18 protein-coding genes are annotated in these 22026 nt (G+C 73.6%); 8 read left to right on the top strand and 10 right to left on the bottom strand.

The genetic code is table 11. The annotated features are described in order from the left end of the window. The first annotated feature begins 211 nt into the window (after positions 1-211). The 7 genes from ACZ501_RS14300 (at position 212) to ACZ501_RS14270 (ending at position 9700) form a co-directional block, all read left to right on the top strand. Entirely contained in the window at positions 212-1546 is a 1335-nt protein-coding gene (locus ACZ501_RS14300) for an ABC transporter substrate-binding protein (RefSeq protein ID WP_468795287.1), read from the top strand. Beyond that, positions 1543-2529, top strand: coding sequence for a carbohydrate ABC transporter permease (locus ACZ501_RS14295; RefSeq protein WP_468795284.1), 987 nt, complete (start codon positions 1543-1545; stop codon positions 2527-2529). The genes ACZ501_RS14300 and ACZ501_RS14295 overlap by 4 nt, the downstream gene beginning before the upstream one ends. Further along, positions 2526-3368, top strand: coding sequence for a carbohydrate ABC transporter permease (locus ACZ501_RS14290; RefSeq protein WP_361604115.1), 843 nt, complete (start codon positions 2526-2528; stop codon positions 3366-3368). Before ACZ501_RS14295 ends, ACZ501_RS14290 begins: the two co-directional genes overlap by 4 nt. Before the next feature lie 80 nt (positions 3369-3448). Further along, on the top strand, positions 3449-6472 hold the full coding sequence (locus ACZ501_RS14285; RefSeq protein ID WP_468795281.1) for an alpha-mannosidase: 3024 nt from the start codon (positions 3449-3451) through the stop codon (positions 6470-6472). A 150-nt stretch (positions 6473-6622) separates the two neighbouring features. Then, positions 6623-6973 (top strand): hypothetical protein, encoded by a 351-nt coding sequence (locus ACZ501_RS14280; protein WP_361604109.1) that lies wholly within the window; start codon positions 6623-6625, stop codon positions 6971-6973. A 183-nt stretch (positions 6974-7156) separates the two neighbouring features. Beyond that, complete coding sequence (locus ACZ501_RS14275; protein ID WP_361604106.1) at positions 7157-9181, top strand: NADPH-dependent 2,4-dienoyl-CoA reductase; 2025 nt, start codon at positions 7157-7159, stop codon at positions 9179-9181. A 105-nt stretch (positions 9182-9286) separates the two neighbouring features. Next, the gene (locus ACZ501_RS14270) at positions 9287-9700 is read left to right on the top strand and encodes a PaaI family thioesterase (protein WP_361604103.1); all 414 of its coding nucleotides are present in this window, start codon (positions 9287-9289) and stop codon (positions 9698-9700) included. An 18-nt stretch (positions 9701-9718) separates the two neighbouring features. On the opposite strand, the gene ACZ501_RS14265 is transcribed toward ACZ501_RS14270, so the two are convergent. The 7 genes from ACZ501_RS14265 to ACZ501_RS14235 form a co-directional block, all read right to left on the bottom strand. Next, positions 9719-10183: a hypothetical protein gene (locus ACZ501_RS14265; protein WP_362461461.1), complete on the bottom strand. Its 465-nt coding sequence runs from the start codon at positions 10181-10183 to the stop codon at positions 9719-9721. 118 nt (positions 10184-10301) lie between these two features. Further along, positions 10302-11012 carry a helix-turn-helix domain-containing protein gene (locus ACZ501_RS14260; protein ID WP_362461464.1) on the bottom strand — a complete coding sequence of 237 codons (711 nt, stop codon included), beginning with the start codon at positions 11010-11012 and terminating at the stop codon, positions 10302-10304. A 140-nt stretch (positions 11013-11152) separates the two neighbouring features. Beyond that, entirely contained in the window at positions 11153-12706 is a 1554-nt protein-coding gene (locus ACZ501_RS14255) for an alpha/beta hydrolase (protein ID WP_468795278.1), read from the bottom strand. A 160-nt stretch (positions 12707-12866) separates the two neighbouring features. Beyond that, the gene (locus ACZ501_RS14250) at positions 12867-13346 is read right to left on the bottom strand and encodes a hypothetical protein (RefSeq protein ID WP_468795275.1); all 480 of its coding nucleotides are present in this window, start codon (positions 13344-13346) and stop codon (positions 12867-12869) included. 104 nt (positions 13347-13450) lie between these two features. After that, on the bottom strand, positions 13451-14464 hold the full coding sequence (locus ACZ501_RS14245) for an SCO0930 family lipoprotein (RefSeq protein WP_468795519.1): 1014 nt from the start codon (positions 14462-14464) through the stop codon (positions 13451-13453). 154 nt (positions 14465-14618) lie between these two features. After that, complete coding sequence (locus tag ACZ501_RS14240; protein ID WP_468795272.1) at positions 14619-16070, bottom strand: NADH-ubiquinone oxidoreductase-F iron-sulfur binding region domain-containing protein; 1452 nt, start codon at positions 16068-16070, stop codon at positions 14619-14621. After that, a complete protein-coding gene (locus ACZ501_RS14235) occupies positions 16067-17077 on the bottom strand; it encodes a hypothetical protein (RefSeq protein ID WP_468795269.1) in 1011 nt (336 codons plus the stop codon). The genes ACZ501_RS14240 and ACZ501_RS14235 overlap by 4 nt, the downstream gene beginning before the upstream one ends. Before the next feature lie 634 nt (positions 17078-17711). Between ACZ501_RS14235 and ACZ501_RS14230 the strand changes: the two genes are divergently transcribed. Further along, positions 17712-18803, top strand: a complete 1092-nt coding sequence (locus ACZ501_RS14230; protein WP_468795266.1) for a PucR family transcriptional regulator — start codon at positions 17712-17714, stop codon at positions 18801-18803. Between the two features lie 93 nt (positions 18804-18896). Here the strand turns inward: ACZ501_RS14230 and ACZ501_RS14225 are convergent, their stop codons facing one another. The 3 genes from ACZ501_RS14225 to ACZ501_RS14215 form a co-directional block, all read right to left on the bottom strand. Beyond that, positions 18897-20288 carry a DUF1996 domain-containing protein gene (locus ACZ501_RS14225; protein WP_361604685.1) on the bottom strand — a complete coding sequence of 464 codons (1392 nt, stop codon included), beginning with the start codon at positions 20286-20288 and terminating at the stop codon, positions 18897-18899. 4 nt (positions 20289-20292) lie between these two features. Continuing rightward, a complete protein-coding gene (locus tag ACZ501_RS14220) occupies positions 20293-21012 on the bottom strand; it encodes a DUF4142 domain-containing protein (protein WP_468795263.1) in 720 nt (239 codons plus the stop codon). A 213-nt stretch (positions 21013-21225) separates the two neighbouring features. Continuing rightward, positions 21226-21855, bottom strand: a complete 630-nt coding sequence (locus ACZ501_RS14215) for a HalD/BesD family halogenase (protein WP_361604688.1) — start codon at positions 21853-21855, stop codon at positions 21226-21228. Positions 21856-22026: the final 171 nt, after the last annotated feature.

Genomic DNA, 22026 nt, shown 5'->3' with positions numbered 1-22026 from the left:
GGAGGCCGGTGAAGGCCTGGCAGCCGCCCCCTCCCCGTGTTAATGGCCCGGGCAGGGCCCGCGCCGCGGTGTCCGCGCGAGCGGCGGGTGCGGGCGGCGAACCGCTTTAGGCCAACGGGGCGCAGGCCTCGTTGACGGCCCCTTCCCGGGCGGCCAGCGTGGGCACCGCCCTCCGGCAGCGGAGCCGGAACCTCTCCCGAAGGCGGCGACGATGACGCGTTCCCCCGCGACCCGCACGGCCCTCGTCACGCTGGTGGCCGCCGGCCTGCTGTCGGCGGCCGGATGCGGCCTCGGCGGTGGCGGCGCGGGCGCCGAAGAGGCCCGCAGAACCGGCGAGGTGTCCGGCGAGATCACCTTCCGGACCCTCCAGCTGAAACCGAAGTTCACCGCCTACGTCCAGGGCGTCATCGACTCCTTCGAGGCGAAGTACCCGGCCGTCAGGGTGAAGTGGGAGGACGTCCCCGGCGACGGCTACAACGAGAAGCTCGTCGCCGACGCCCAGGCCGGGGCCCTGCCGGACGTGGTCAACCTCTCCACCGACTCCTTCCAGCTCCTGGGGGACCGCGGGATGCTCGCGGACGTGGCCCGGCTCGACGGGAAGGCCGCGGGGGAGTACGTCCGCGGTGCCTGGGAGCAGTTCAGGCTGCCCGGCAAGGGCGACGGCGTGTACGCCTACCCGTGGTACGTGACCCCCGAGATCCTCACCTACAACAAGGACCTGTTCGCGAAGGCCGGCCTGGACCCCGAGAAGCCCCCGACCAGCGTCGAGCAGTTCTTCGACTACGCCGAGCAGATCGCCGCGCGCTCCGGCGGCCGGTACGCCGCGTTCATGGCCGACCCCAAGGGCCGGCTGCCGGGCGACTGGCAGAAGATGGGCGTCCCGCTGCTGAACGACGCGCGGGACCGGTTCACCTTCGACACCGACCGGGCCGTCGCCTGGGTCGAGCGGATGAAGGACCTCTACGCCAAGGGCGCCATGCCCAAGGAGTCCCTCCTGAAGGCCGACGACATCAACCAGCTGTACGGCGCGGGCAAACTCGTCTTCGGCCCCGGCTCCCCGGGCTTCGTCAGGGACATCCGCACGAACGCCCCGCAGGTCTACGCACGCACCCGGGTCGCGGGCGCCGTCACCGGCACGCTCGGCCACATCGGCATCTACGCGCAGTCCCTCGGCATCCGCAAGGACACCGAACACCCCGACGCCGCCGCGGAGTTCGCCGAGTGGGTCACCAACGGCCCCAACCAGGTGGAGTTCTCGCGGAACGCGACGATCTATCCCTCCAACGCCAAGGGCCTGGCGGACCCGCGCTTCACCGACCGCGGCGACGGCAACGACCCCGAGACGCTGGCCCGCGCCATCGGCGCCGAGCAGCTGAAGACGGCGGACCTCGACGCCAACACCCCCGTCCAGTGGACCAACCAGGTCGGCGACGCGGTGGTGCGGGAGGTGCAGAAGGCCATCCAGGGCGAGCAGGACCCCCGTGCGGCGGTGCGCAGGGCCCAGGAGGAGGCCAACCGGCTGCTCGCCGCCGGGAACCGCTCGTGACGGCCCCCGCCCCGGCGGCTCCCGCCGCCCGCGCCGCGGCGGCGGCCGCCCGGCGCGACCGCAGGCGCCTGCGCCGGTCCCGCCGGGCCATGGAGGCCGACACCGGGCTCGTGCACCGCAGGTGGTGGACCCCCTACCTGTTCCTCGCCCCCGGGCTGGTGACCGCGGCCCTGTTCGGCATCTGGCCGTTCCTCAACACGGTCGTCCTGTCCTTCACCGACGCCCGGATCCTGCGCGGCGGCTCCTTCGTCGGCTTCGACAACTACACGCGCGCGCTGGGCGACCCGGACTTCTGGACCGCCGCCGGCAACAGCGTGCTCTACCTGCTGGTCGTCGTCCCCTGCCTGGTCCTGCTGCCGCTGGCCCTCGCGGTCCTGGTCCGCGAGGAGGTCCCCGGCATCGGCTTCTTCCGCTCCGCGTTCTACACCCCGGTCATCGCCTCGGCCGTCGTCGTCGGCCTGATCTGGCAGTGGGTGCTGCGCAGCGACGGACTGGTCAACACCGTGTTCCGGGCGATCGGCGTGATCTCCGAGCCGGTCCCCTTCCTCACCGACAGCACCCTGCTGCTCGTCTCCGCCATGTTCGTGACGGTGTGGAAGGGCCTCGGCTACTACATGGTCTTCTACCTGGCGGCCCTCGGGAACGTCCCCGCCTCCCTCCACGAGGCGGCCGCGCTCGACGGGGCCGGCCCCGTCCGCCGCTTCTTCAGCATCACCGTCCCCCAGGTGAAGCCGATGATGCTGCTGGTGGGCACCCTCTCCGCGATCTCGGCACTGCGCGTCTTCACCGAGATCTACATCCTGGGCGGCGAGAGCGGCGGCCCCGGCGGCGGCGCCCGCACCCTGCCGTTCCTCATCCGGCAGGTCGGCCTCGGCTTCGCCGGGGAGACCGGCTACGCCTGCGCCCTCTCCCTCCTGCTGTTCCTCCTGACCCTGGCCTTCAGCCTGCTGGGCCACAGGCTCACGAAGGGGGGAGCTACGTGACCACCACCGGGACCGGCCGCCGGCGCCTCCGGACGGGCCTCGCCGTCCGCTACGCGGTGCTCCTGCTGACGCTCGTCCTGATGCTCGGGCCGATCGTCTGGCAGTTCCTGACGTCGGTCCGCGGCCGCACCGAGAACGTCTACGACGGGCTGCTCCCCTCGCGGCCCACCCTCGACAACTACCTGCGCGTCGCCGAGTCCTTCCCGCTCGTCCAGTACGTGGGCAACACCCTGGTGGTGGCGGTGCTGGCGGTCGCCTCCAACGCGCTCTTCGCGGCGATGGGCGGCTACGCCCTCTCCCGGGCCGCCTGGAAGGGCCGCGAGGCGGTCTTCACCGTCCTGGTGGCGACCCTGATGTTCCCCTTCGAATCCGTGATGATCTCGATGTTCCTCACGGTGCGCGGGATGGGCCTGATCGACACCCTCGTCGGGGTCTGGCTGCCCGGCGCGGTCTCCGTCCTCAACATCATGATCATGCGGGCGGCCTTCCTCGCCGTGCCCAAGGAGATCGAGGAGGCGGCGGTCCTGGACGGTGCGGGGGAGTGGACCCGCTTCACCCGGGTGTTCCTCCCGTCCGCCCGGGGCGCCCTGGCCGTCGTCTGCATCACCAGCTTCATGGGGGCCTGGGACGACTTCTTGTGGCCGCTGCTCGTCCTCACCGACAGCGACCACTACACCCTGCAGCTCGGTCTGAAGACCCTGGCCGGCGCCACCACGACCAGCGACCAGCGGATCGTCGCCGCCGGCGCCATGGCCGCGCTCGTCCCGATGATGCTGCTCTTCTTCGCCCTCCAGCGCTTCTTCTTCAAGGGAGTGGGCGAGGGGGCCGTCAAACTCTGACCGCTGCGCGCCCGCACCGTCCGCCGCCGGCCCTCCGCCGTTCTCCGTCCTCCTGCCCGCGATCTCCTGGAGCCCCCGTCATGCACGACGACCGCAGCATCACCGAACACCGCCTCCGCCGGGTCCTCGGGGAGCGCATCCGGCCCGCCGTCCGCTCCCGCCGGCGGCCCCTGGCCGTCGAGCGCTGGGACGCCCCCGGCGAACCGGTCCCCGTCTCCGAGGCGCTCGCCGCCCCGTACGCGCCCTGCGCGAGCGGCGACGAGTGGGGGCGGGCCTGGGGGACCACCTGGTTCAAGGTCACCGGCACCGTCCCCGCCGAGTGGGCGGGGCGCACCGTCGAGGCCGTCCTCGACCTCGGCTTCGACCGGATGATGCCCGGCTTCCAGTGCGAGGGACTGGTCCACCGGGCCGACGGCAGCGAGGTCAAGGCCCTCAACCCGTACAACGACTGGGTGCGCGTGGCGGACTCCGCGGCGGGCGGCGAACGGATCGAGTGGTACGTCGAGGCGGCCTCCAACCCCGTCCTGGTGGAGCACGCCCCCACCTACGAGGGCGACCGGCTCACCAGCGCCGACCGGCCGCTGTACCGGCTCGCCCGGATGGACCTCACCGTCTTCGAGACCGAGGTCTGGGAACTCGTACAGGACCTCGAGGTCCTCCACGACCTGATGACCCAGCTCGGTGAGGACGACGCACGGCGCTACCAGATCCTGCGCGCCGTCGACCGCGCGCTCGACGAGGTCGACCTCGACGACGTCGCCGGCACGGCCGCCGCCGCCCGCGCCCGCCTGGCCGGGGTGCTGGCCGCCCCGGCGCACGCCTCCGCGCACCGGATCAGCGCGGTCGGCCACTCCCACATCGACTCGGCCTGGCTGTGGCCGCTGCGCGAGACCGTCCGCAAGGTGGCCCGCACCACCTCCAACATGATCGCCCTGATGGACGAGCACCCCGGGTTCGTCTTCGCCATGTCGCAGGCGCAGCAGCTCGACTGGGTCAAGACACACCGGCCCGCACTCTTCGAGCGGGTGAAGAAGAAGGTCGCGGACGGGCAGTTCGTGCCGGTCGGCGGCATGTGGGTGGAGTCCGACACCAACATGGTCGGAGGCGAGGCCATGGCCCGACAGTTCCTCTACGGCAAGAAGTTCTTCCTGGACGAGTTCGGCATCGAGACCAGGAACGTCTGGCTGCCCGACTCCTTCGGCTACACCGCCGCGATGCCCCAGCTCGTCCGGCTCTCCGGCGCCCAGTGGTTCCTGACCCAGAAGATCTCCTGGTCCCAGGTCAACCGGTTCCCGCACCACACCTTCTGGTGGGAGGGCATCGACGGCACCCGCGTCTTCACGCACTTCCCACCGGTCGACACCTACAACAGCGACCTCGGCGGCGCCCAGCTGGCCCACGCGGCCCGCAACTACCGGGAGAAGGGGCGGGGTTCGCGCTCCCTGGTGCCCTTCGGCTGGGGCGACGGCGGGGGCGGCCCCACCCGCGAGATGCTGGCCCGGGCCCGGCGCCAGCGGGACCTGGAAGGCTCCCCGCGCGTGGAGATCGAGCGCCCCGACGCCTTCTTCGAGAAGGCCCGCGCCGAGTACGAGGACGCGCCCGTGTGGGTCGGCGAGCTGTACCTGGAGCTCCACCGCGGCACCTACACCTCCCAGGCCCGGACCAAACAGGGCAACCGGCGCAGCGAGTCGCTGCTGCGCGAGGCCGAGCTGTGGGCGGCGACGGCCGCCGTGCGCGTCCCGGACTTCCGCTACCCGTACGAGGACCTGGAGCGCATCTGGAAGACCGTCCTGCTGCACCAGTTCCACGACATCCTCCCCGGCTCCTCCATCGCCTGGGTGCACCGCGAGGCCCGCGCGACCTACGAGGAGGTGCGCCGGGAGCTGGCCGGCATCACCCTCGACGCGCAGACCGCCCTCGCGGGCCGGGGCGAGGAGGAGCTGGTCTTCAACTGCGCCCCGCACGAGCGGCGCGGGATCCCGGCCGGCGGGGCGGCCCGGCCGCGGCCGGCCGCACAGCCGGTCACGGTGGAGGAGCGGCACGGCGGCGGGCACGTCCTGGCCAACGGGCGGCTGCTCGTGGAGATCGACGGGCGCGGCCTGATCGTCTCCGCGTACGACCTGGAGGGCGGCCGCGAGGCCCTCGCCCCCGGCGGCGCCGCGAACCTGCTCCAGGTCCACCCCGACTTCCCGAACATGTGGGACGCCTGGGACGTCGACGCCTTCTACCGCAATAAGGTCACCGACCTCGTCGCCCTAGACTCCCTGGAGGTCACCGAGCGGGAGCGGGACTCCTGCACCGTCACCGTCTCCCGCACCTTCGGCTCCTCCGCCGTCACCCAGGTCCTCACCCTGCGGGCCGGGGCCAAGGCGGTGGAGATCACCACGGAGGTGGACTGGCACGAGACGGAGAAGTTCCTCAAGGCCGCCTTCCCCCTCGACGTCAAGGCCGAACACACCGCCTCCGAGACCCAGTTCGGCCACGTCCACCGCGCCACCCACACCAACACCTCGTGGGAGGCGGCCAAGTTCGAGATCTGCGCCCACCGCTGGATCCACGCCGGGGAACCCGGCTGGGGCGTGGCGCTGCTCAACGACTCCACGTACGGGCACGACGTCACGCGCGGGATGCGCGCGGACGGCGGCCAGACCACCACCGTCCGCCTCTCCCTGCTGCGCGCCCCCCGCTACCCGGACCCCGAGACCGACCAGGGCCGCCACACCCTGCGCTACGCGCTCGCACCCGGCGCGGGGATCGGGGACGCGGTGCGCGAGGGCCACGCGTTCAACCTGCCCGAACGCGTGCTGCGGGGCGCGGGGCCGGTCGCCCCGCTGCTGGCCGTCGACGACGACGCGGTGGTGGTGGAGTCGGTCAAGCTGGCGGAGGACCGCAGCGGGGACGTGGTCGTACGCCTCTACGAGTCCCGCGGCGGACGCGCCGGGGCCATTCTCTCGCCGGGTTTCCCGGTCGTGGCGGCGGTCGAGAGCGACCTGCTGGAGCGCCCCCTGGCGGGCTCGGCGGTCGGTGCCCCCGCGCCCGACGGGAGGGTCCCCCTCACCCTGCGGCCGTTCCAGATCGTCACGGTCCGCCTCCGGCGCGCGTGAGGTCCGTGGAGCCGGGTCCGCTCCGGCCCGGCTCCACCGCCTTCCCCGGCCGGTTCATCCGGTCGGCCGAGCAGCGCAAGCCACGCGCGCTCCGCCGGGCAAAGCTGTGGGCAAGGACACCGCCACCACCGCACAGACGAGGACCGCGCCATGTCCCACAGCCGACGGATCAGCACCATCGTGGGGGCCGCGGCACTGCTGCTGACCGCCACCGCCTGCTCGGGCATGGGCCGGAGCACCGTGGGCGTGCTCACCTTCCGCGGCCACGACTCGCCGGCCGAGCTGAGCTACTCCAACACCCCCGTCAAGGGCTGCCACCGGATCCGCATTCCGAAGGGGGCCACCCACGTCGAGAACAACACCCTCGTGGACATCGTCCTGTACCGGACGGAGAACTGCGGCGAGGTCGACGGGGCCGAGGGGGTCTACGTGGCCACGACCCTCTCGAACGTCACCGCCCCGCGCACCCTTCCCTGGCGCAGCTTCCGGGTCATCCACTGACCCGCCCGGGTCCCGGCCCGCGCGGGGCGGGGCGTGAACTGCGCCACAGCCTCCGGCGGGAGGGGCCCCCGTCCCCCGCAATCCCGGGCCGGAGGGACCGCACTCGGTTTTGCACCTAGTTGCAAAACCGCCCTCCCCTCGCTACAACGGGAGCATCACCCCCGCGCGAGGAGGCGCCCCCTCATGAGTTCCCAGAGCCGGTACCCGCACCTGCTGAGCCCCCTGGACCTCGGCTTCACCACCCTGCCGAACCGCGTGATCATGGGATCGATGCACACCGGCCTGGAAGAGCACGAGGGCGGCTTCGAGCGCCTGGCCGCCTTCTACGCCGAGCGCGCCCGCGGCGGCGCGGGCCTGATCGTCACCGGGGGCATCTCCCCGAACGACGCCGGGCGCCCCTTCGAGGGCGGCTCCCGCCTCACCACCGAGGAGGAGGCCGCCGAGCACCGGGTGATCACCGACGCGGTCCACGCCGAGGGCGGGAAGATCGCGATGCAGATCCTCCACTTCGGCCGCTACGCCTACCACAAGGACCTCGTCGCACCCACCGCGATCCAGGCCCCCATCAGCCCCTTCGTCCCGAACGAGCTCACCGGCGCCGAGGTCGAGGAAACCATCGAGGACTTCGTCCGCGCCGCCCGCCTGGCCAAGCTCGCCGGCTACGACGGCGTCGAGATCATGGGCTCCGAGGGCTACCTGGTCAACGAGTTCATCGCCGCCGCCACCAACAAGCGCACCGACCGCTGGGGCGGCGCGTACGAGAACCGCGTGCGCTTCCCGCTGGAGATCGTCCGGCGCACCCGGGCGGCCGTCGGCGACGACTTCATCCTGATCTACCGGCTCTCGATGCTCGACCTGATCCCGGGCGGCTCCACCCTCGAGGAGGTCGTGCGCCTCGCCAAGGAGGTCGAGGCGGCCGGCGCGACGATCATCAACACCGGCATCGGCTGGCACGAGGCCCGCATCCCCACCATCGCCACCTCCGTCCCGCGCGGCGCCTACACCTGGGTCACCAAGCGGCTGATGGGCGCGGTGAGCGTCCCGCTCGTCACCAGCAACCGCATCAACACCCCCGAGAAGGCCGAGGAGATCCTCGCCGACGGCCGCGCCGACCTGGTCTCCCTCGCCCGCCCCTTCCTGGCCGACTCCGACTTCGTCGCCAAGGCCGCCGCCGGGCGCCCCGAGACCATCAACACCTGCATCGGCTGCAACCAGGCCTGCCTCGACCACACCTTCAGCGGCAAGATCACCAGCTGCCTGGTCAACCCCCGCGCCTGCCACGAGACCGAGCTCGTGCTCTCGCCCACCCGGCGCAAGAAGCGCGTCGCGGTCGTCGGCGCCGGCCCGGCCGGCCTCGCCTGCGCGGTCACCGCCGCCGAACGCGGCCACGCCGTCACCCTCTTCGAGGCCTCCGGCCACATCGGCGGCCAGCTCGACGTGGCCCGCCGGATCCCGGGCAAGGAGGAGTTCGAGGAGACCATCCGCTACTTCGGCACCCAGCTCGCCGCCCAGGGCGTCGACGTCCGCCTCGACACCCGCGCCGACGTGGACACCCTGCGCGGCTACGACGAGGTCGTCGTCGCCACCGGCGTCACCCCCCGCACCCCCGCCCTGGAGGGCGTGGACCGGGACGACGTCGTCAGCTACCTCGACGTGCTGCGCGACGGCGTCCCCGTCGGGGAGCGCGTGGCCGTCGTCGGCGCCGGCGGTATCGGCTTCGACGTCGCCGAGTTCCTCACCGACAGCGGCGAGGGCGCCTCGCAGGACCCCGAGGTCTACTTCCGCCACTGGGGCGTCGACACCGCCTACGCCGGCCCCGGCGGCCTCACCGCCCCCGAGCGGCCCGCCTCCCCCCGCCAGGTGACCCTGCTCCAGCGCAAGTCCACCAAGGTCGGCGCCGGCCTCGGCACCACCACCGGCTGGATCCACCGCGCGGAGCTCAAGCACCGCGGGGTCGTCTCGGTCGCCGGGGCGACGTACGAACGGATCGACGACGAGGGCCTGCACATCACCGTCGGCGGCGAGCCGCACCTGGTGCCCGCCGACACGGTCGTCCTGTGCACCGGCCAGGAACCGCGCCGCGACCTGTACGAGGCGCTGCGCGCCGAAGGCGTCGAGGCGCACCTGATCGGCGGCGCCGACGTGGCCGCCGAACTCGACGCCAAGCGGGCCATCCGCCAGGGCACGGAACTCGCCGCCGGCCTCTAGGGAGTTGTCGTCGAAGCAGCTCCGGCCGCCCACCGGCCAGGAGGGACTTCGACGGCTCGACCCGGGGAGTTGTGGCGGCCCGCGCCGGGCCGCCACAATCGGCGGGTGACGTTGACACCGGCAGACGCGGACAAGATCCTCAGCGACAACTTCGCCCCCTGGGTGCTCGCCCTCGGCCTCTCCGTCGAGGAGACCGGCGAGCGGCACGCCGTCCTGCGGCTGCCCTGGTCCGACGCCCTGGCGCGCGACGGCGGCGGCCTGTCGGGCCAGGCCCTGATGGCCGCGGCCGACACCGCCACCGTCGTCGCCATCTCCGCCGCGCGCGGAGCGTACGGCCCGATGACCACCGTCCAGCAGTCGACGAGCTTCCAGCGGCCGGTGACGGGCGCGGACGTGCTGATCGACGTGCGGATCACCAAACTCGGCAAGCGCATGGCCTTCGCCGACATCACCATGACCCCGGACGGCAGCCCGGACCCGGCGGCGAAGGCCTCGACGGTGTACGCCCTGCTCGGCTGACCCGGCTCCGGCCCCGGCTCAGATGTCGATCACGCGGTAGGCGATCGTGTACACCCCGCCGGAGCCCTCCAGGGAGCGGTACTGGACCTCGCCGCCGAACTCGCTCCCGGTGGCCAGCGTCGCGCCCAGCTTGTCGTCCGGGCTGGTCGTGTCGTAGTCCCACAGGGTCAGGGTGCGGGCCTGCTGCTTGCCGAGGACGAGGGCGGCGTTGCCGTTCCCGTCCTCCATCGAGCGCACGTAGTTCGTGCCCATCGTCTGGTACTTCAGGCTCCCCGGCCAGACCTTGACCTGGTTGCCGTTCGCGTCGGTGACCTTGAGGTACGCCTCGTCGTGGTCGCCCTCGCTCTGCTGGTGGCAGGTCAGCTCCAGCAGCTCGATCCGTACGTAGTCGACGGGTTCGGCCTGGGCGGCCCCCGCGAACCCGGCGACGCCCCCGAGGGCGAGCAGGGTGGCGGCGGCGAAGCGGGCGATGCTGCGGCTCATGGTGGAATCCCCCGGAAGTGTCGTGTGAGCGCCGGTCCCCCCGGCGGCTCCACCACTGTGCGCTGCCGGGCGGCCGCGGTTCTACGCGCGTTCCGCTCAGCGGAACGCGCACGGCGGCTCAGCGCAGCAGTCCCGGCGGCAGCCCCGCGGGGCCCGGCACCCCGCGCGCCAGCCCCCGGGTGATCGCGGCACAGGCCTCCGCGACGGCCTGGGCGAGCCGGCCCAGCGGCTGCCCCGCCGGAACGAGCGCGGCCAGCGCCGCCACCGCACGGCCGTCGGGTGCGCGCACCGGCAGCGCGGCGCAGCACACCCCCTCCATGACCTCCTCCCGGTCCAGCACCGCCCCGGGCCGGGCCGGACCGCGCAGGGCGCGGCCCGCCGCCGTGTCCAGCCGGAAGCCCGCACCGTCGCGGACCGGCAGCGCGGGCTCCAGCACCCCGGGCACCGAGTTCACGGTCAGCGCCTGGTCCTCGTACAGCACGGTCAGCACCACGCTGGCCCCGGTCGCCGCGCGCAGCCGGTGCAGCGGGAGCCGGGACGCCGGCCGCAGCCCCGGGTGCGGCTGCCAGGCCTCGCCGATCCGGTACAGCTGGGCGCCGAGACGGTAGCGGGCGCCGCACCGCTCGACGGCGCCGAGCGCCACCAGCTGGTCCAGCAGCCGGTGCACGGTCGCCTTGGGCACCTGACAGGCCAGGGCCAGTTCGGTCACGCCGGCCTCCTCGCCGTGCCGGCGCAGCGCCTCCAGCAGGGCGAAGGCCCCTTCGAGGACGCCCCGGCCGCGGGGTGCGGACGACGGCGGCGCCGACTGCGGGCGTACGGATGCGGACACGTGTCCCCCCGGACATCACGGCCCGGCCGTGGTCCCCCGATGGCACGACCCGGGCACCGCCCATGATGGCGCGGCGGTGCCCGGGTGCGAAGCCCTTCGCGGGTGTTGCGTCCTGCGGAGCGCCGAAGGCCGTCCGGGCGTCAGAACCGCAGGGGGCCGGCCGGGACCGGCAGCGGCGACGTCAGGGCGCCGCGCTGCCGGTCCGCGTCCTGCGGAGTCCGGCAGGTCACGTCCCGGGCGGGCAGCCGGCCCGTCGCCAGGTAGGAGTTGACCGGGGCGTTGGCGCAGGAGCGGGGATCCGCCAGGTACACCCCGTGGCCCTCCCCGCCCGCCGCGAGGACCATCCGGGAGCCCTTCAGCGACCGGTGCAGGCCCTGCCCGCTGACGAGCGGGGTCTGGGAGTCCCATTCGTTCTGCACGGTCAGCACGTTCGCCCGGGTCTTCATGGGCGTGGCCGCCTCGGCGGGCCGCTGCCAGAAGGCGCACGGTTTGATGTTGGAGGCGAAGTCCCCGTACAGCGGGTACCGGGCCTTGTCCCGCGCCGCGTCCCGCGCGTACTGTCCGGGATCGCGCGGCCAGGAGCCGGTGTCCCCGCACACCACGGACCAGAAGACGGCCGTGCCGTTGTCGGAGGCCGGCTCGGCACCCCGCAGCGTCTTCTTCAGGTCCGGCACGGCCAGGCCGGCGGGCGGCGGGGTGCCTTCGGCAGCGGCCTTGAGCGCGCTGACGAAGGGGGCCGCCTCCCGCGGGTAGAAGAACAGGGCGCGGGCCGACCGGATGTCATCGCCCGTCACCTTCGTCCCCTGGAACTCGATCGGGTCCCGGTCGGCCCGCGCCACCAGCCCCCAGAAGACCGCCGCCACCGCCTCCGGCGTCGCCCCGAGCCGGTACTCGGCGTCGTGTTCCGCCGTCCACCGCGTCCAGCGGGCGAAGGCGGGCTCGGCCTCCGTGGCCCACACCTGGAGCATCCCCCGCCAGAGCCGCTGCGGGTCGACCCCGCTGTCCAGGACGAAGCGGTCGGTCCGGGACGGGAACATCTGCGTGTAGACCGCCCCGAGGTAGGTCCCGTACGAGTAGCCGACGTAGGAGATCTTCCGCTCGCCCAGGGCCGAGCGGATCGCGTCCATGTCGCGAGCCGTGTTGCGGGTGGTGATGTACGGGAGCACGGCACCGGCCTTCTCACGGCACTTGTCCGCGACGGTCCGCGCCCAGGCGACGTCGGACGGGAAGGTCTCCGGGCGGTACGGGCGGTCGATGCTCTGCTCCGCGTCGGTCAGTCCGCAGCTGATCGGGCTGCTGGCCCCGACGCCCCGGGGGTCGAAGCCGATCAGGTCGTACCGCTCCCTGACCTCCTTGGGCATCGCCTCATCCATCATCAGCGGCAGGTCGAGGCCGGAGCCGCCGGGTCCGCCGGGGTTCAGGAGCATGACGCCGTGCCGTCGGGCGGGGTCCGGGCTCTTGATCCGGGATATCGCGAGGTCGATGGTCCTGCCGCGGGGCCGCTGGTAGTCGAGCGGCACCTTGACGGTCGCGCACTCGTACGACGCCGGCTGCTCGGCGCTGCACCGGTGCCAGGAGGGCTGCTGCGGCCCGTAGTCGGCGGGGGCGGCGGCCGCCCGGGTGGCGGACAGGAGGGGGAGGGTCGTGAGGAGGCCGGCGGCGGCGAGCAGGGGTGCGAGCCGTTTCGTGCGCACGAAGGGCCGTTCCTTTCGGAGAGGGACGATTCCCTGCCCACCCTGGGGCACGCGGCGGCGGGGCGAATCATCCCCGAGGGCGGCTCCTGTGCTCTTCCGTCCACCTCGCGAATGACTGGATTTCCGGACAACTGGCCGACGCGCCGCGTGCGTTGCGGGGTCAGTGGCCGGCGTGCCCGGAGCCGTTCTCCAACGTGCCGCCGAGGCGTTCGCGCAACGTGGTCAGGGCGTCCCCCGACTGGGCGGTCACGACCCAGCGGTCGCCCACCAGGTAGACCCCGCCGTACACCCGGGTCTCGGCCAGCCAGGAGCGCAGGCCCTGTTCGGCGGCGAAGGTGGTCATGCGGTAGGCGCCCTGCCCGGTCGCGCAGGCCCCCTGGCGCAGCTCGTCGGCCTGCATGCTCACCTCGGCACTGCACCCCAGGGCGGCGGCGAGCTCCTCGACCGTCGCGGTCTTCGCGGGGGAGGAGCCGTCGCCCGCGGGTGCCCCGTGCGCTGCGTGCGCTCCCTGCGCTCCGTGGGCCGACGCGCCGCCGTGTGCGGGCCGCTCCGCGCCGCAGCCGCCGGCCAGCAGGGCGCCGCACAGCGCGGCGGCGGCCGCGGGGAGGAGGCGGCGGCCGGGGCGGCGGAACGGGAACATGGCGACCTCACGGGCTGATCGGGGGCGAAGGGGGAGGGGGTGTGGTGCCCGGCGGGGAGGGGAGGGGGGCCGGGCACCACGTCAATGGGGGCGTCCCGGCAGGGTCAGCCCGCCGCCTTCGCCTTCTTCCCCTTGTCGGTGACGGCCCACCACAGGCCCTGCTTGCCCTGGCCGTTGGCCTCACCGGGTGCCTTGTCACCGGTGAACGTGTAGACGGGCCAGCAGTCGATCGTCAGCTGCTCCGTCCCGTCGGGCCGTTTCACCGAACCGACCAGTTTGGCGTCGATCCCCGAGACCTGCGACGCGTCGACGGGCTCGGCGGGCTTCCACGTGTCCGTGCAGGAATCCACGCAGCCGATTTTCATCGGCCAGGCGCTGTCCTTGTCGAACCGGTAAAGGGTCCAGCCCTCCGCATTCTGGAGAATGTTGCCGAGCTGGGGATTCTGCCGGACCGAAACCGCGGATTTCGCCTCCTCCTTCGCACCTCCTTCCTTTTCCATCGCCTGTCCCTGCATCCCCGGGGCCTTTCCGGCTCCGGCCGGTTTCCCGTCGGGACCCAGGACGTGCCAGGTGCCTCCGACCCCCTCGCCGAGGGCGTCGCCCGCCTTGGTGTCCTTGGCGTAGCGGTACACCGGCCAGCCCCCGACCGTCAGCTGCTTGCTTCCGTCGGCCCGGGTCACCGAACCGAGCAGGGCCGCGTCGATGCCCGCCCCCGCGGAGGCCTCGTCCGCCGGGACGACCGGCCACGCCTTGGCGCAGTCGCCCTCGCAGTTGGACTTCGGGGGCTTGGCGGTGTCCTTGTCGAAGCGGTAGAGGGTGAACCCCTCGCCGTCGGCGACCCCGGAGCCGAGGGCCGGGATCTCCCGCACCTGGAGCTTCCCGGCCGGCCCGCTCTGTCCGGCGCCGCCGGCCGGGGCGGCCCCGGAGCCTTCGCCGTACCCCGATCCGGACGCCGAGCCGTATCCGGAACCCCCGTCGGAACCGTATGCGCCGAGCTGCTTCCCGGCTCCTGCGGGCTGTACCGCATTCGCCTTCGAAGCGGGTTTGTCGGCGATACCGCAACCAGCCGTCAGCAGCAGTACCGCGACTGCCGACCCGGCGATTATCTCCCGGCGCATTGTCTTCACGATCTCTCCTTGGGATGGGGTCCCGTGGTGCTCATTGCCTGCCGTCATTGATACGGGGCGAACGGCGGCGGAAACCGAAACCCGCGGGAATTTGTCAGATCGCGCCAAGAATGAACTCGGGCGCGTCCCGCACTCGTGCACCCGCTCATTCCTGGATGCGCAGCGCGAGGGCCGGACAGCGCCGCACCGCCCGCAGTGCCTTGGGCCGCAGCGGGCCCGGCACCGGCATGGAGGCCTCCGCCGGGTAGCCGTCCGCGTCGAGCCGTACGACGTCCGGAAGGATGTCCACGCACAGCCCGTGCCCCTTGCACAGCGTCCAGTCCACCACCAGCCGCTCCGGGGGGCTCTCGTCCAGCGGCAGCGGCAGCGCGCCCACGATCCGCCGCCCGCAGCCGCTGCCGAGGGCGTGGTCGCGGAACTCGTCGGGAAACACGGCGAGCGCGGAGGCCACGAAGTGCGAGGTGCCGTCGGGGTGGCTGCACGCCCCGCGGCCCCGGACGGCTCTCAGCCGGGCCTCCACGGCGTCGAGGGCGCCGCGCCCCCCGCCCCGTACCGCGTCCTCCAGGACGTCGGCCAGCGCGGGCAGTCCCCGTACGCACGGCCCGCACTGCCCCGCCGACTCCTTCGCCATCCAGCGCGTCACCCGCGCGACCTCGCCGGCCGGGCAGGTGTCCTCGGGCAGCGGCAGCACCGCCCCCGCGCCCAGCACCGCGCCGAAGGCGGAGAGCGAGCCGCGCGAGACGTCCGCCGAGCGGGCCGCGCCGGGGTCCAGCCACCGGCCGTGGTACCCGCCGACCAGCACGCCCTGGCCGGTACGGGTGCCGCACAGGTCGAGGACGTACGCCAGCGAGGTGCCCGTCGGCGTCTCGACGACCGTGTGCCCGGCGACGGTCAGCAGCACGGTGCCCGGCTCCGAGGGCAGGCCGGCCGCGCGGTAGTCGGGGGCGCCCATCCGGGCGGCGACGGCGAGCTGGGCGTAGGTCTCGGTGTTCGACAGCAGGGTCGGCACCCCGCCCAGCCCCCGCTCGCTGGTCCGCACCCGCCGCCCGGACGGCAGCGCCGCGCCGCCGTTCAGCCCGCCCACCAGGGCCGTCCCCTCGCCGGTCACGAAGCGCTCGGGCAGCCGCGACACCCGCACCCGGCGGCCGCCCGGGCCGCGTTCCTCGACGGCGTCCCGTACCGAGCGCTCCACGTCCGCCCGGGTGACGGCCACCACCACCTCCTGCGCGCCGACCGCGGCGGCGGCCAGCAGGGCGCCGTCGAGCACCAGGTGCGGGGCGTGCAGCAGCAGCGCGGTGTCCTTCAGGCAACTGGGCTCGCCCTCGCTGCCGTTGACCACCACGGCGGTCGACCCCTCCCGCTCCCGGGCGGATCCGGTGACGGCGCGCAGCTTCCGGGCGAAGGGGAAGCCGGCCCCGCCGCGCCCCCGCAGGTCGATGTCCTCGGCCAGGGCGACGAGTTCGTCCGGGGCGTAGCCGGGCAGCGGGCCGTGCGCCGCCAGATGCGCCTCGCGGTCGAGCCGCGGGTCCCGGTCGAGCCCGGCCAGCAGCCGCGGGGTGCCCACGCAGCCGAGCCCGGGGCGCGGCGCTCCGCTCACCACGTCCGGTCCCGGTCGGCGAGCTGCTCGGAGGTCCGGTCGGCGCCCGGGCCGGCCGCGGCGGCGGCCGCGTACGGGGCACGGCCGGTCCGCGGCGGCTGTGCCGGGGAGCCGGGCCCGCCCCTGCCCGTGCTCGGCCTCGGCCGCACCAGCAGGTCCGCGAGGGGCACGTCCTGGATGAAGAACGGGCGCACGCGCGGCGGCTGGGCGGGGGCTTCCCGCCCGGAGGCGGCCGGCTGCGGTACGGAGGGCTGCTGCCAGGCGGCGCCGAGCCCGCGGGCCCTGAGCCGGAACGCGAGCAGGGCGATGACCCCGGCCAGGCACAGCGCGTACGCCGTCGTCACCCAGGTGTCGGCGGCGCGGCCGGCCTTCAGGCCGTGCAGCAGCGACGCCCCCCACGCGGGGTAGGCGCCGATGTGCAGCGCCCGCCACCACAGGGAGCGGCTCTTGGTGGCGAACACACTACGCAGGGCGCCGGAGGCGGCCACGGCCACGAAGAGATATCCGGCCAGGGTGCCGAGGCCGATGACGACGGGCCGGTCCGGGTCCGCGAACGGCACCACGGCGGCCGCGGCGTCCGCCTGCCGCTCGGCCACCTTGACCCAGATGTGCAGGGCGAGGAAGCCCAGCCCGGACACGGCCAGGCCGCGGTGCACGCCCTGGGCCAGCAGCCGGTGGCCCGAGCCGAGCAGCACCCGGTCGGTGGCCACCAGCCCCCACAGGACGGTCGAGGTCAGGCAGACGAGCGAGAGCACGCCCGCCCCGAAGTCGAGGAACTCCCACGGGCGGGTCAGGGCGCCCGCTCGGGCCGCCACGAGGAGCGAGACGAGGGCGGCGCCGGCGGCGCACAGGGCGCTGGGGCGCAGCCTTCCGGCGGCGGGCAGCAGGGAGGGCCTTCTGACGGCCCGCCGTCCCGCGGCCGGAGCCGCGCCGGGGGCCGCCGCCGCGTGGCGACTCCTGCGTCGTGCCCTGTGGGAGCGGGGTATGTGCGGCTGGGGCAGGGGCATGCGGTTCTCCTGAGCACCCGGGCTCCGAGCGGTCCACCTGGCGCTCGGCACCCGGGGGTTGGGGTCGGTGACGGCCGGCAGCGCTGTGGAATTCCCGCGCCGGCCGAGGGGCTCGGGGGCCGGAGTGCAGCAGCATCGTGGAGCTGCGCAGCATCTCCACAGGATTTATCGAAACGTGATAATTTCTCGCACCGCGTCTCCGAGGCATCGAACAACCCCGGAAGATTCCCCTCCAGTGGAGGTCGTGACAGGCCACCGCGTCGCTGGCCAACCATGCGTCCCCGACGGCAAAATCAAGGCAAACCCGCGGGACCGAAAGTGGCCGGAACCCTCCAGAAGGGGACGTGGGGGCTGCAACTCTCTTGACAGACAGGGTTGTTGGCGAGGCAGACAACCCGGCGGGCCTGTCACCCCTGCACCGGACAGGCCTCACCCCGGCAAGAACGAGGAAACGATGTGCGAACTTCTGAACCGCATCTGGTCCCGCCCGCGCGGAGAGTGGACCCGTGTTCTGCGCAGGGAACTCCCCGCGCTGGCCGCGGAGATAGTGGAGGAGCTTCTGCATGGAATTCCGGGATTTTCCGCACTTGTCGATGACAACGATGCCATCGATGACGATTTGCTCAGGCTGAGGGTGGAAGAAGCCCTTCTTTCCGCTCTCGGCTACCGCGACGCCGCCGACCGGGACGCGCCCTGCGCGGACCCCGTCGCGGACCCGTCCGGGACCCCGCCCCGGGCCACCCCCGGGGCCCCGGCCCGGGCCGGCCACGGCTGCGAGGAGGACCGCCACGACGGCCGCCTCGAGATCGTGGGGGGAGGCGTACGGGACGACGTACGCGAACCCGCGCGCGAGCACGGCCACGACCACGGCGGCGGAGCCGGTGACGGCACCGGAGCCGGCCAGGGCGCCCGGCAGGAGCCCGCCGCCCCGCCCGAGCGGGCCCGCCAGGAACTCTTCCGGGCCCTCACCGACGACCGGACCGCGTGCGAGGGCTCCCTCGCCGAACTCGCAGAAGCCGCCCACTGGCCCCTCCCGCCCGCCGTCCGGGCCGTCGCCCTGGCCACCCCCGGCGAAACGCAGCAGCTGGCGGCCGTACTCGACGACTCCCTCGCCGGCATGTTCGCCGGCCGGCCGTGCCTGCTGCTCCCCAGCCCCGACCCCGACGCCCGCGCCGCCCTCGAACTGCCGCTCCGCGGCCGGTTCGCCGCCGTCGGCCACGCCGTCCCCCTGCGCGACACCGCCTCCTCACTGCGCTGGGCGCTGCGCCTGCTGACCCTCACGCCCACCCGCGGCGGCATGGACCGGGCGGTCTTCGTGGACGACCACCTCTCGACCCTCCTGCTGCTCCAGGACGAACCCCTCGCCCACGCCCTCGCCGCCCGCTGGCTCCGGCCGCTCGCCGACCTGACCCCGCGCCAGAGCGAGCGGCTGGAGGTCACCCTGCTCGCCTGGCTGGAGGGCGGAGGCGCCCCGGAGGCGGCGAAGGCCCTGAGCGTGCACCCGCAGACGGTGCGCTACCGGATGCGGCAGCTCGAGAAGCTCTTCGGGCCCGGACTGCGCGACCCGCGGACCCGGTTCGAGCTGGAGATGGCCCTGCGCAGCCGCCGGCTGATGGCGCAGGTCCGGCGCCAGAACTCGCGCTCCGGCCGCAGGAACGGACGGGTCGTCACCGCCGACTTCACCCCCCTGGTCGTCGGACGGATGGCCCGCGTCAACGGACTGTGAACCACGGCGGTCCTTCCCGCGCGAGCACGGCGGTGGCCCGGAGCCCTTCGGCTCCGGGCCACCGCCGCGTCCGGACCGGACGGCAGCGCCGGATCAGCGGCAGCTGCGCCCGCTGTTGACGCACCCCACGGCCCTGGCCATCAGGCCGTCCGACATGACGTTGATGAAGTCGCCGTGATCGGTCACCGGCTTGTGCAGCTGCTCGGGGAAGCTGTCGACGGCGAACCGCGCCCCCGGCGCCACTCCGTACGTGATCCGCTGCACCAGCTGCGGAATGGCGGTGAAGCCCTTCTTGCAGCGGCCCGACTTGTCCGCGAAGGCCACGTGCGTGCGGTGGTTGGCGCTGTCGGTGTTGCGGCCGTCCCAGCAGCTCTGGAAGGTGAAGGTGCGCACCACGTCGCTGCCCTTCGGGCAGACCGGGTACTTGTCCTTCAGCTGGCGGTCCTCGAAGCCGGTGCAGCTCCAGGAGGCGTTGGCGTTGGCCGTGCCGTTGCTGAAGGCCTTGGCGTCACCCGTGATGATCCGCAGGAACCGCGGCATCGCCTTGACCTGCCCCACCGGGCTCCCCTTGAAGGTGATCGAGACCTGCTTGGGCCGCAGGATCGTGCCGACGTTGGCGTCCTGCCCACCCCCGGGGGCCTTGGCGTCCCGCTCCGCCCTGCCGTCGCGTAGCCGCAGGACCGGCCAGTAGTAGGTGGACTGGTCGCCGTTGCCGCAGGTGGTCCCGGAGGCGGCGAGGCTGCCGTTGGTGGAGAAGGCGTCGGTGGTCTTGTTGCCCACGTAGTCGTGCATGTGGTGCGCGCCGTTGGACACGCCGGGGGCGACGATCACGTTGTCGGGGTTGAAGTGGCCGTTCTCGTTGCGGCCGCACTCGGAGGTGAAGGAGCCCTTGGAGGCGCCCGCCGAGGGCGCGGGGGTGCGCACGTTGGGCCGTACCTTGGTGATGGAGACGAAGTCGCTCTTGGCCGGCCCGCCCTGCTGCCCGGCGCTCCGGGCGGCGGCCGCGTCCGGACCCGCCTCCGGGGCCGCCGCGTCGTCCTGCGCCGCCGGAGCCTCCTTCATCTCGCAACCGCTGAGCTGATCAAGTCCCTCCGGACGGCCGCCCTGGCCGCCGGAGGAGCGGCCTATCGCATCGGACACCTTGCTGATCGTCGTGGAGCGCTGGTCCCGCAGCCGCCCGAGGAGCGCGTCCTTCTGCGCCTCGCCCCGGACCTCCCCGGCGGCGAGCCGGCGGTAGGCGTCGGCCACCTGCACGTCCAGCTGGGCGAGGTTCGCGTCGACCTCGCCCCTGGCCTGGTCGGGTACGGACGTGAGCCGGTCGCCCACGTCCGGGCAGTCGATGGTGGCCGTCACCTGTCCCGGGCGGCCGTCCTGCCCGGCGTTCGCGTTGCCGGCGACGACGGCGACCCCGCCACCGCCCAGCACCAGGGCGGAGACCATCGCGAGGAGTTTGAACCGGGGGCGCCTGTGGCCCTTGTGACTCATACGATCACTTCACTTCGTTTCGTCGGTCGGACATCTGAGGGGGCGCGGCCCCCTGGTGGTGGACCGGGGCGGGGGAGGCGGGTGCGGGGCTCGCGTCGGAGACGGAGTCGAAGTCGACCAGCCCGCTCTCCTCCAGGACAGTGATGTGGTCCAGCACGGTGGCGTTGGCCGAGGTGGCGAGGGCGCGGACCATGGAGTTGCGGGTCTGCGCCCGGATCTGCGCCAGCAGCGCGAACACCTTGCCGTGCGCCCGGCGCAGCAGCTGGACGAACAGCCGCTCGTACTCGCTGTCGGGGGCGTTCGTCATCTGGTTCAGCCAGTCCTGCTGCTGGGCGCTGGGCTTGTCGGGCAGGTCCACGCCGAGGGCCTGGCCCACCTGGATCACCTGGCGGTCCAGGTCGGCGTGGCCTTCCACGAGGTGCATCCCGGCCGTGCGCACCGCGGGGCGGATCCCGCGCTGCTGGGCCTGCCGCCCGGCGGGGCCCTCCCACAGCCCGGCGAGCCGCACCTTGCGTACGAAGTCCCGGTCCGCGGCGGTCAGGGGCCCGTACGCCGTGCTCATGGTCCCCGCGCCGTCGTCGTCGATACCGGGCTTGGCGGCCGATCCCGCCGCGGCGGCCGAGGTCCGGTCGCCGAACTTCGAGACGGGAATCAGCAGCGCGATGAGCGTGACGGCCAGGGCGGCGATGACGAGACCGCTCCCGATCGTGTACCTCGTGGCCACCGACAAGCCGCTGACGGATCGCCGCCGCAATGACAGCACTGTGCCTCCTCGCTCCGTGGGCCGGCAGGAGGCGCGGGGCGGCAGTGGCGGTACGCGGCCTGCGGTGCGCACCCGCACTCCTGGGGTGCCACGGGACGCTAGTGCCCCGTCCGGTGCCGCTGCGGAAGGACCATCACCATCGGATAAACATCCGGGCAAGCCCTCGCGGGACTGCTATCTTGCCGCGGTCTGCCGGTCGGGCGTGGTGTACGCGAAGTGCAGCGCGACCCGCCGCAACCCGGGCCGGCGCAGGCCGGTGACCTGGTGGGCGGTGGTGTCGCAGCGCAGCAGGTAGCCGTCGCCGGGCCGGTGGTGGGCCCGGCGGGCGGCCTCGTCCAGCACCGCCGCGGCCGCGCCCCGGGGACCGTACCGCAGCAGGCCGCCGTCCCGGGCCGAGCCCGGCGCCTCGGCGAAGACGACGAGGGCCAGCGGGTGCGGGTGGGGGTGGACGTGCGGGCCCGGCGTCTCGCCGTGCCGGTGCAGGATGTCGACCACGTGCCGCTCCAGCGGATCGGCGACGGGCACAGCCTCCATCGCGGAGATCCCGCGCACCAGCTCGATCAGGGCGGGGTCGTGGTAGACGCGCGGGATCAGCTCGGACTCCGCGGCGATGACCAGCCCGTCGAGGGCGGCCGGGGGCCGGGCCGCCGCGGGATCGCGGTGTGCCGCCAGCGCTTCGAGACGGCGGATCTCGCGCCGGAACAGCGTGAGCCGCTCCAGAGGCACGAGACCGGGGAGGGGCACGTAGCCCTCTTCGGCGAAGCGCTCACGCAGGCCGCGGTGGTCGGCAGGCAAAGACAGCACGGAACCGTACTACCCAGCGCGGCGCGTCCGCAGACGAAACGCCCGCCAAGGCCATCCGGTCGGCGGCACGACGCGCGGGCGCGGCCTGCGCGTGCCACCGGGAGGCGTGCCGGGGGGGCCTCGCGGACCCCCGGAGTCGACAGGTTTGTGCGTCGCAGCATCGGGGCGGGC

Source organism: Streptomyces sp. NPDC034085 (assembly GCF_055575555.1).
Note: the sequence above shows the minus strand (reverse complement) of the source record. Positions and strands in the feature narration are given on the sequence as shown.

Excerpts from the sequence above, each read along its gene's own strand:
- ACZ501_RS14300 (WP_468795287.1), top strand. The coding sequence starts at position 212 with ATGACGCGTTCCCCCGCGACCCGCACGGCCCTCGTCACGCTGGTGGCC.
- ACZ501_RS14285 (WP_468795281.1), top strand. The coding sequence starts at position 3,449 with ATGCACGACGACCGCAGCATCACCGAACACCGCCTCCGCCGGGTCCTC.
- ACZ501_RS14280 (WP_361604109.1), top strand. The coding sequence starts at position 6,623 with ATGTCCCACAGCCGACGGATCAGCACCATCGTGGGGGCCGCGGCACTG.
- ACZ501_RS14275 (WP_361604106.1), top strand. The coding sequence starts at position 7,157 with ATGAGTTCCCAGAGCCGGTACCCGCACCTGCTGAGCCCCCTGGACCTC.
- ACZ501_RS14265 (WP_362461461.1), bottom strand. The coding sequence starts at position 10,183 with ATGAGCCGCAGCATCGCCCGCTTCGCCGCCGCCACCCTGCTCGCCCTC.
- ACZ501_RS14250 (WP_468795275.1), bottom strand. The coding sequence starts at position 13,346 with ATGTTCCCGTTCCGCCGCCCCGGCCGCCGCCTCCTCCCCGCGGCCGCC.
- ACZ501_RS14245 (WP_468795519.1), bottom strand. The coding sequence starts at position 14,464 with ATGCGCCGGGAGATAATCGCCGGGTCGGCAGTCGCGGTACTGCTGCTG.
- ACZ501_RS14235 (WP_468795269.1), bottom strand. The coding sequence starts at position 17,077 with ATGCCCCTGCCCCAGCCGCACATACCCCGCTCCCACAGGGCACGACGC.
- ACZ501_RS14225 (WP_361604685.1), bottom strand. The coding sequence starts at position 20,288 with ATGAGTCACAAGGGCCACAGGCGCCCCCGGTTCAAACTCCTCGCGATG.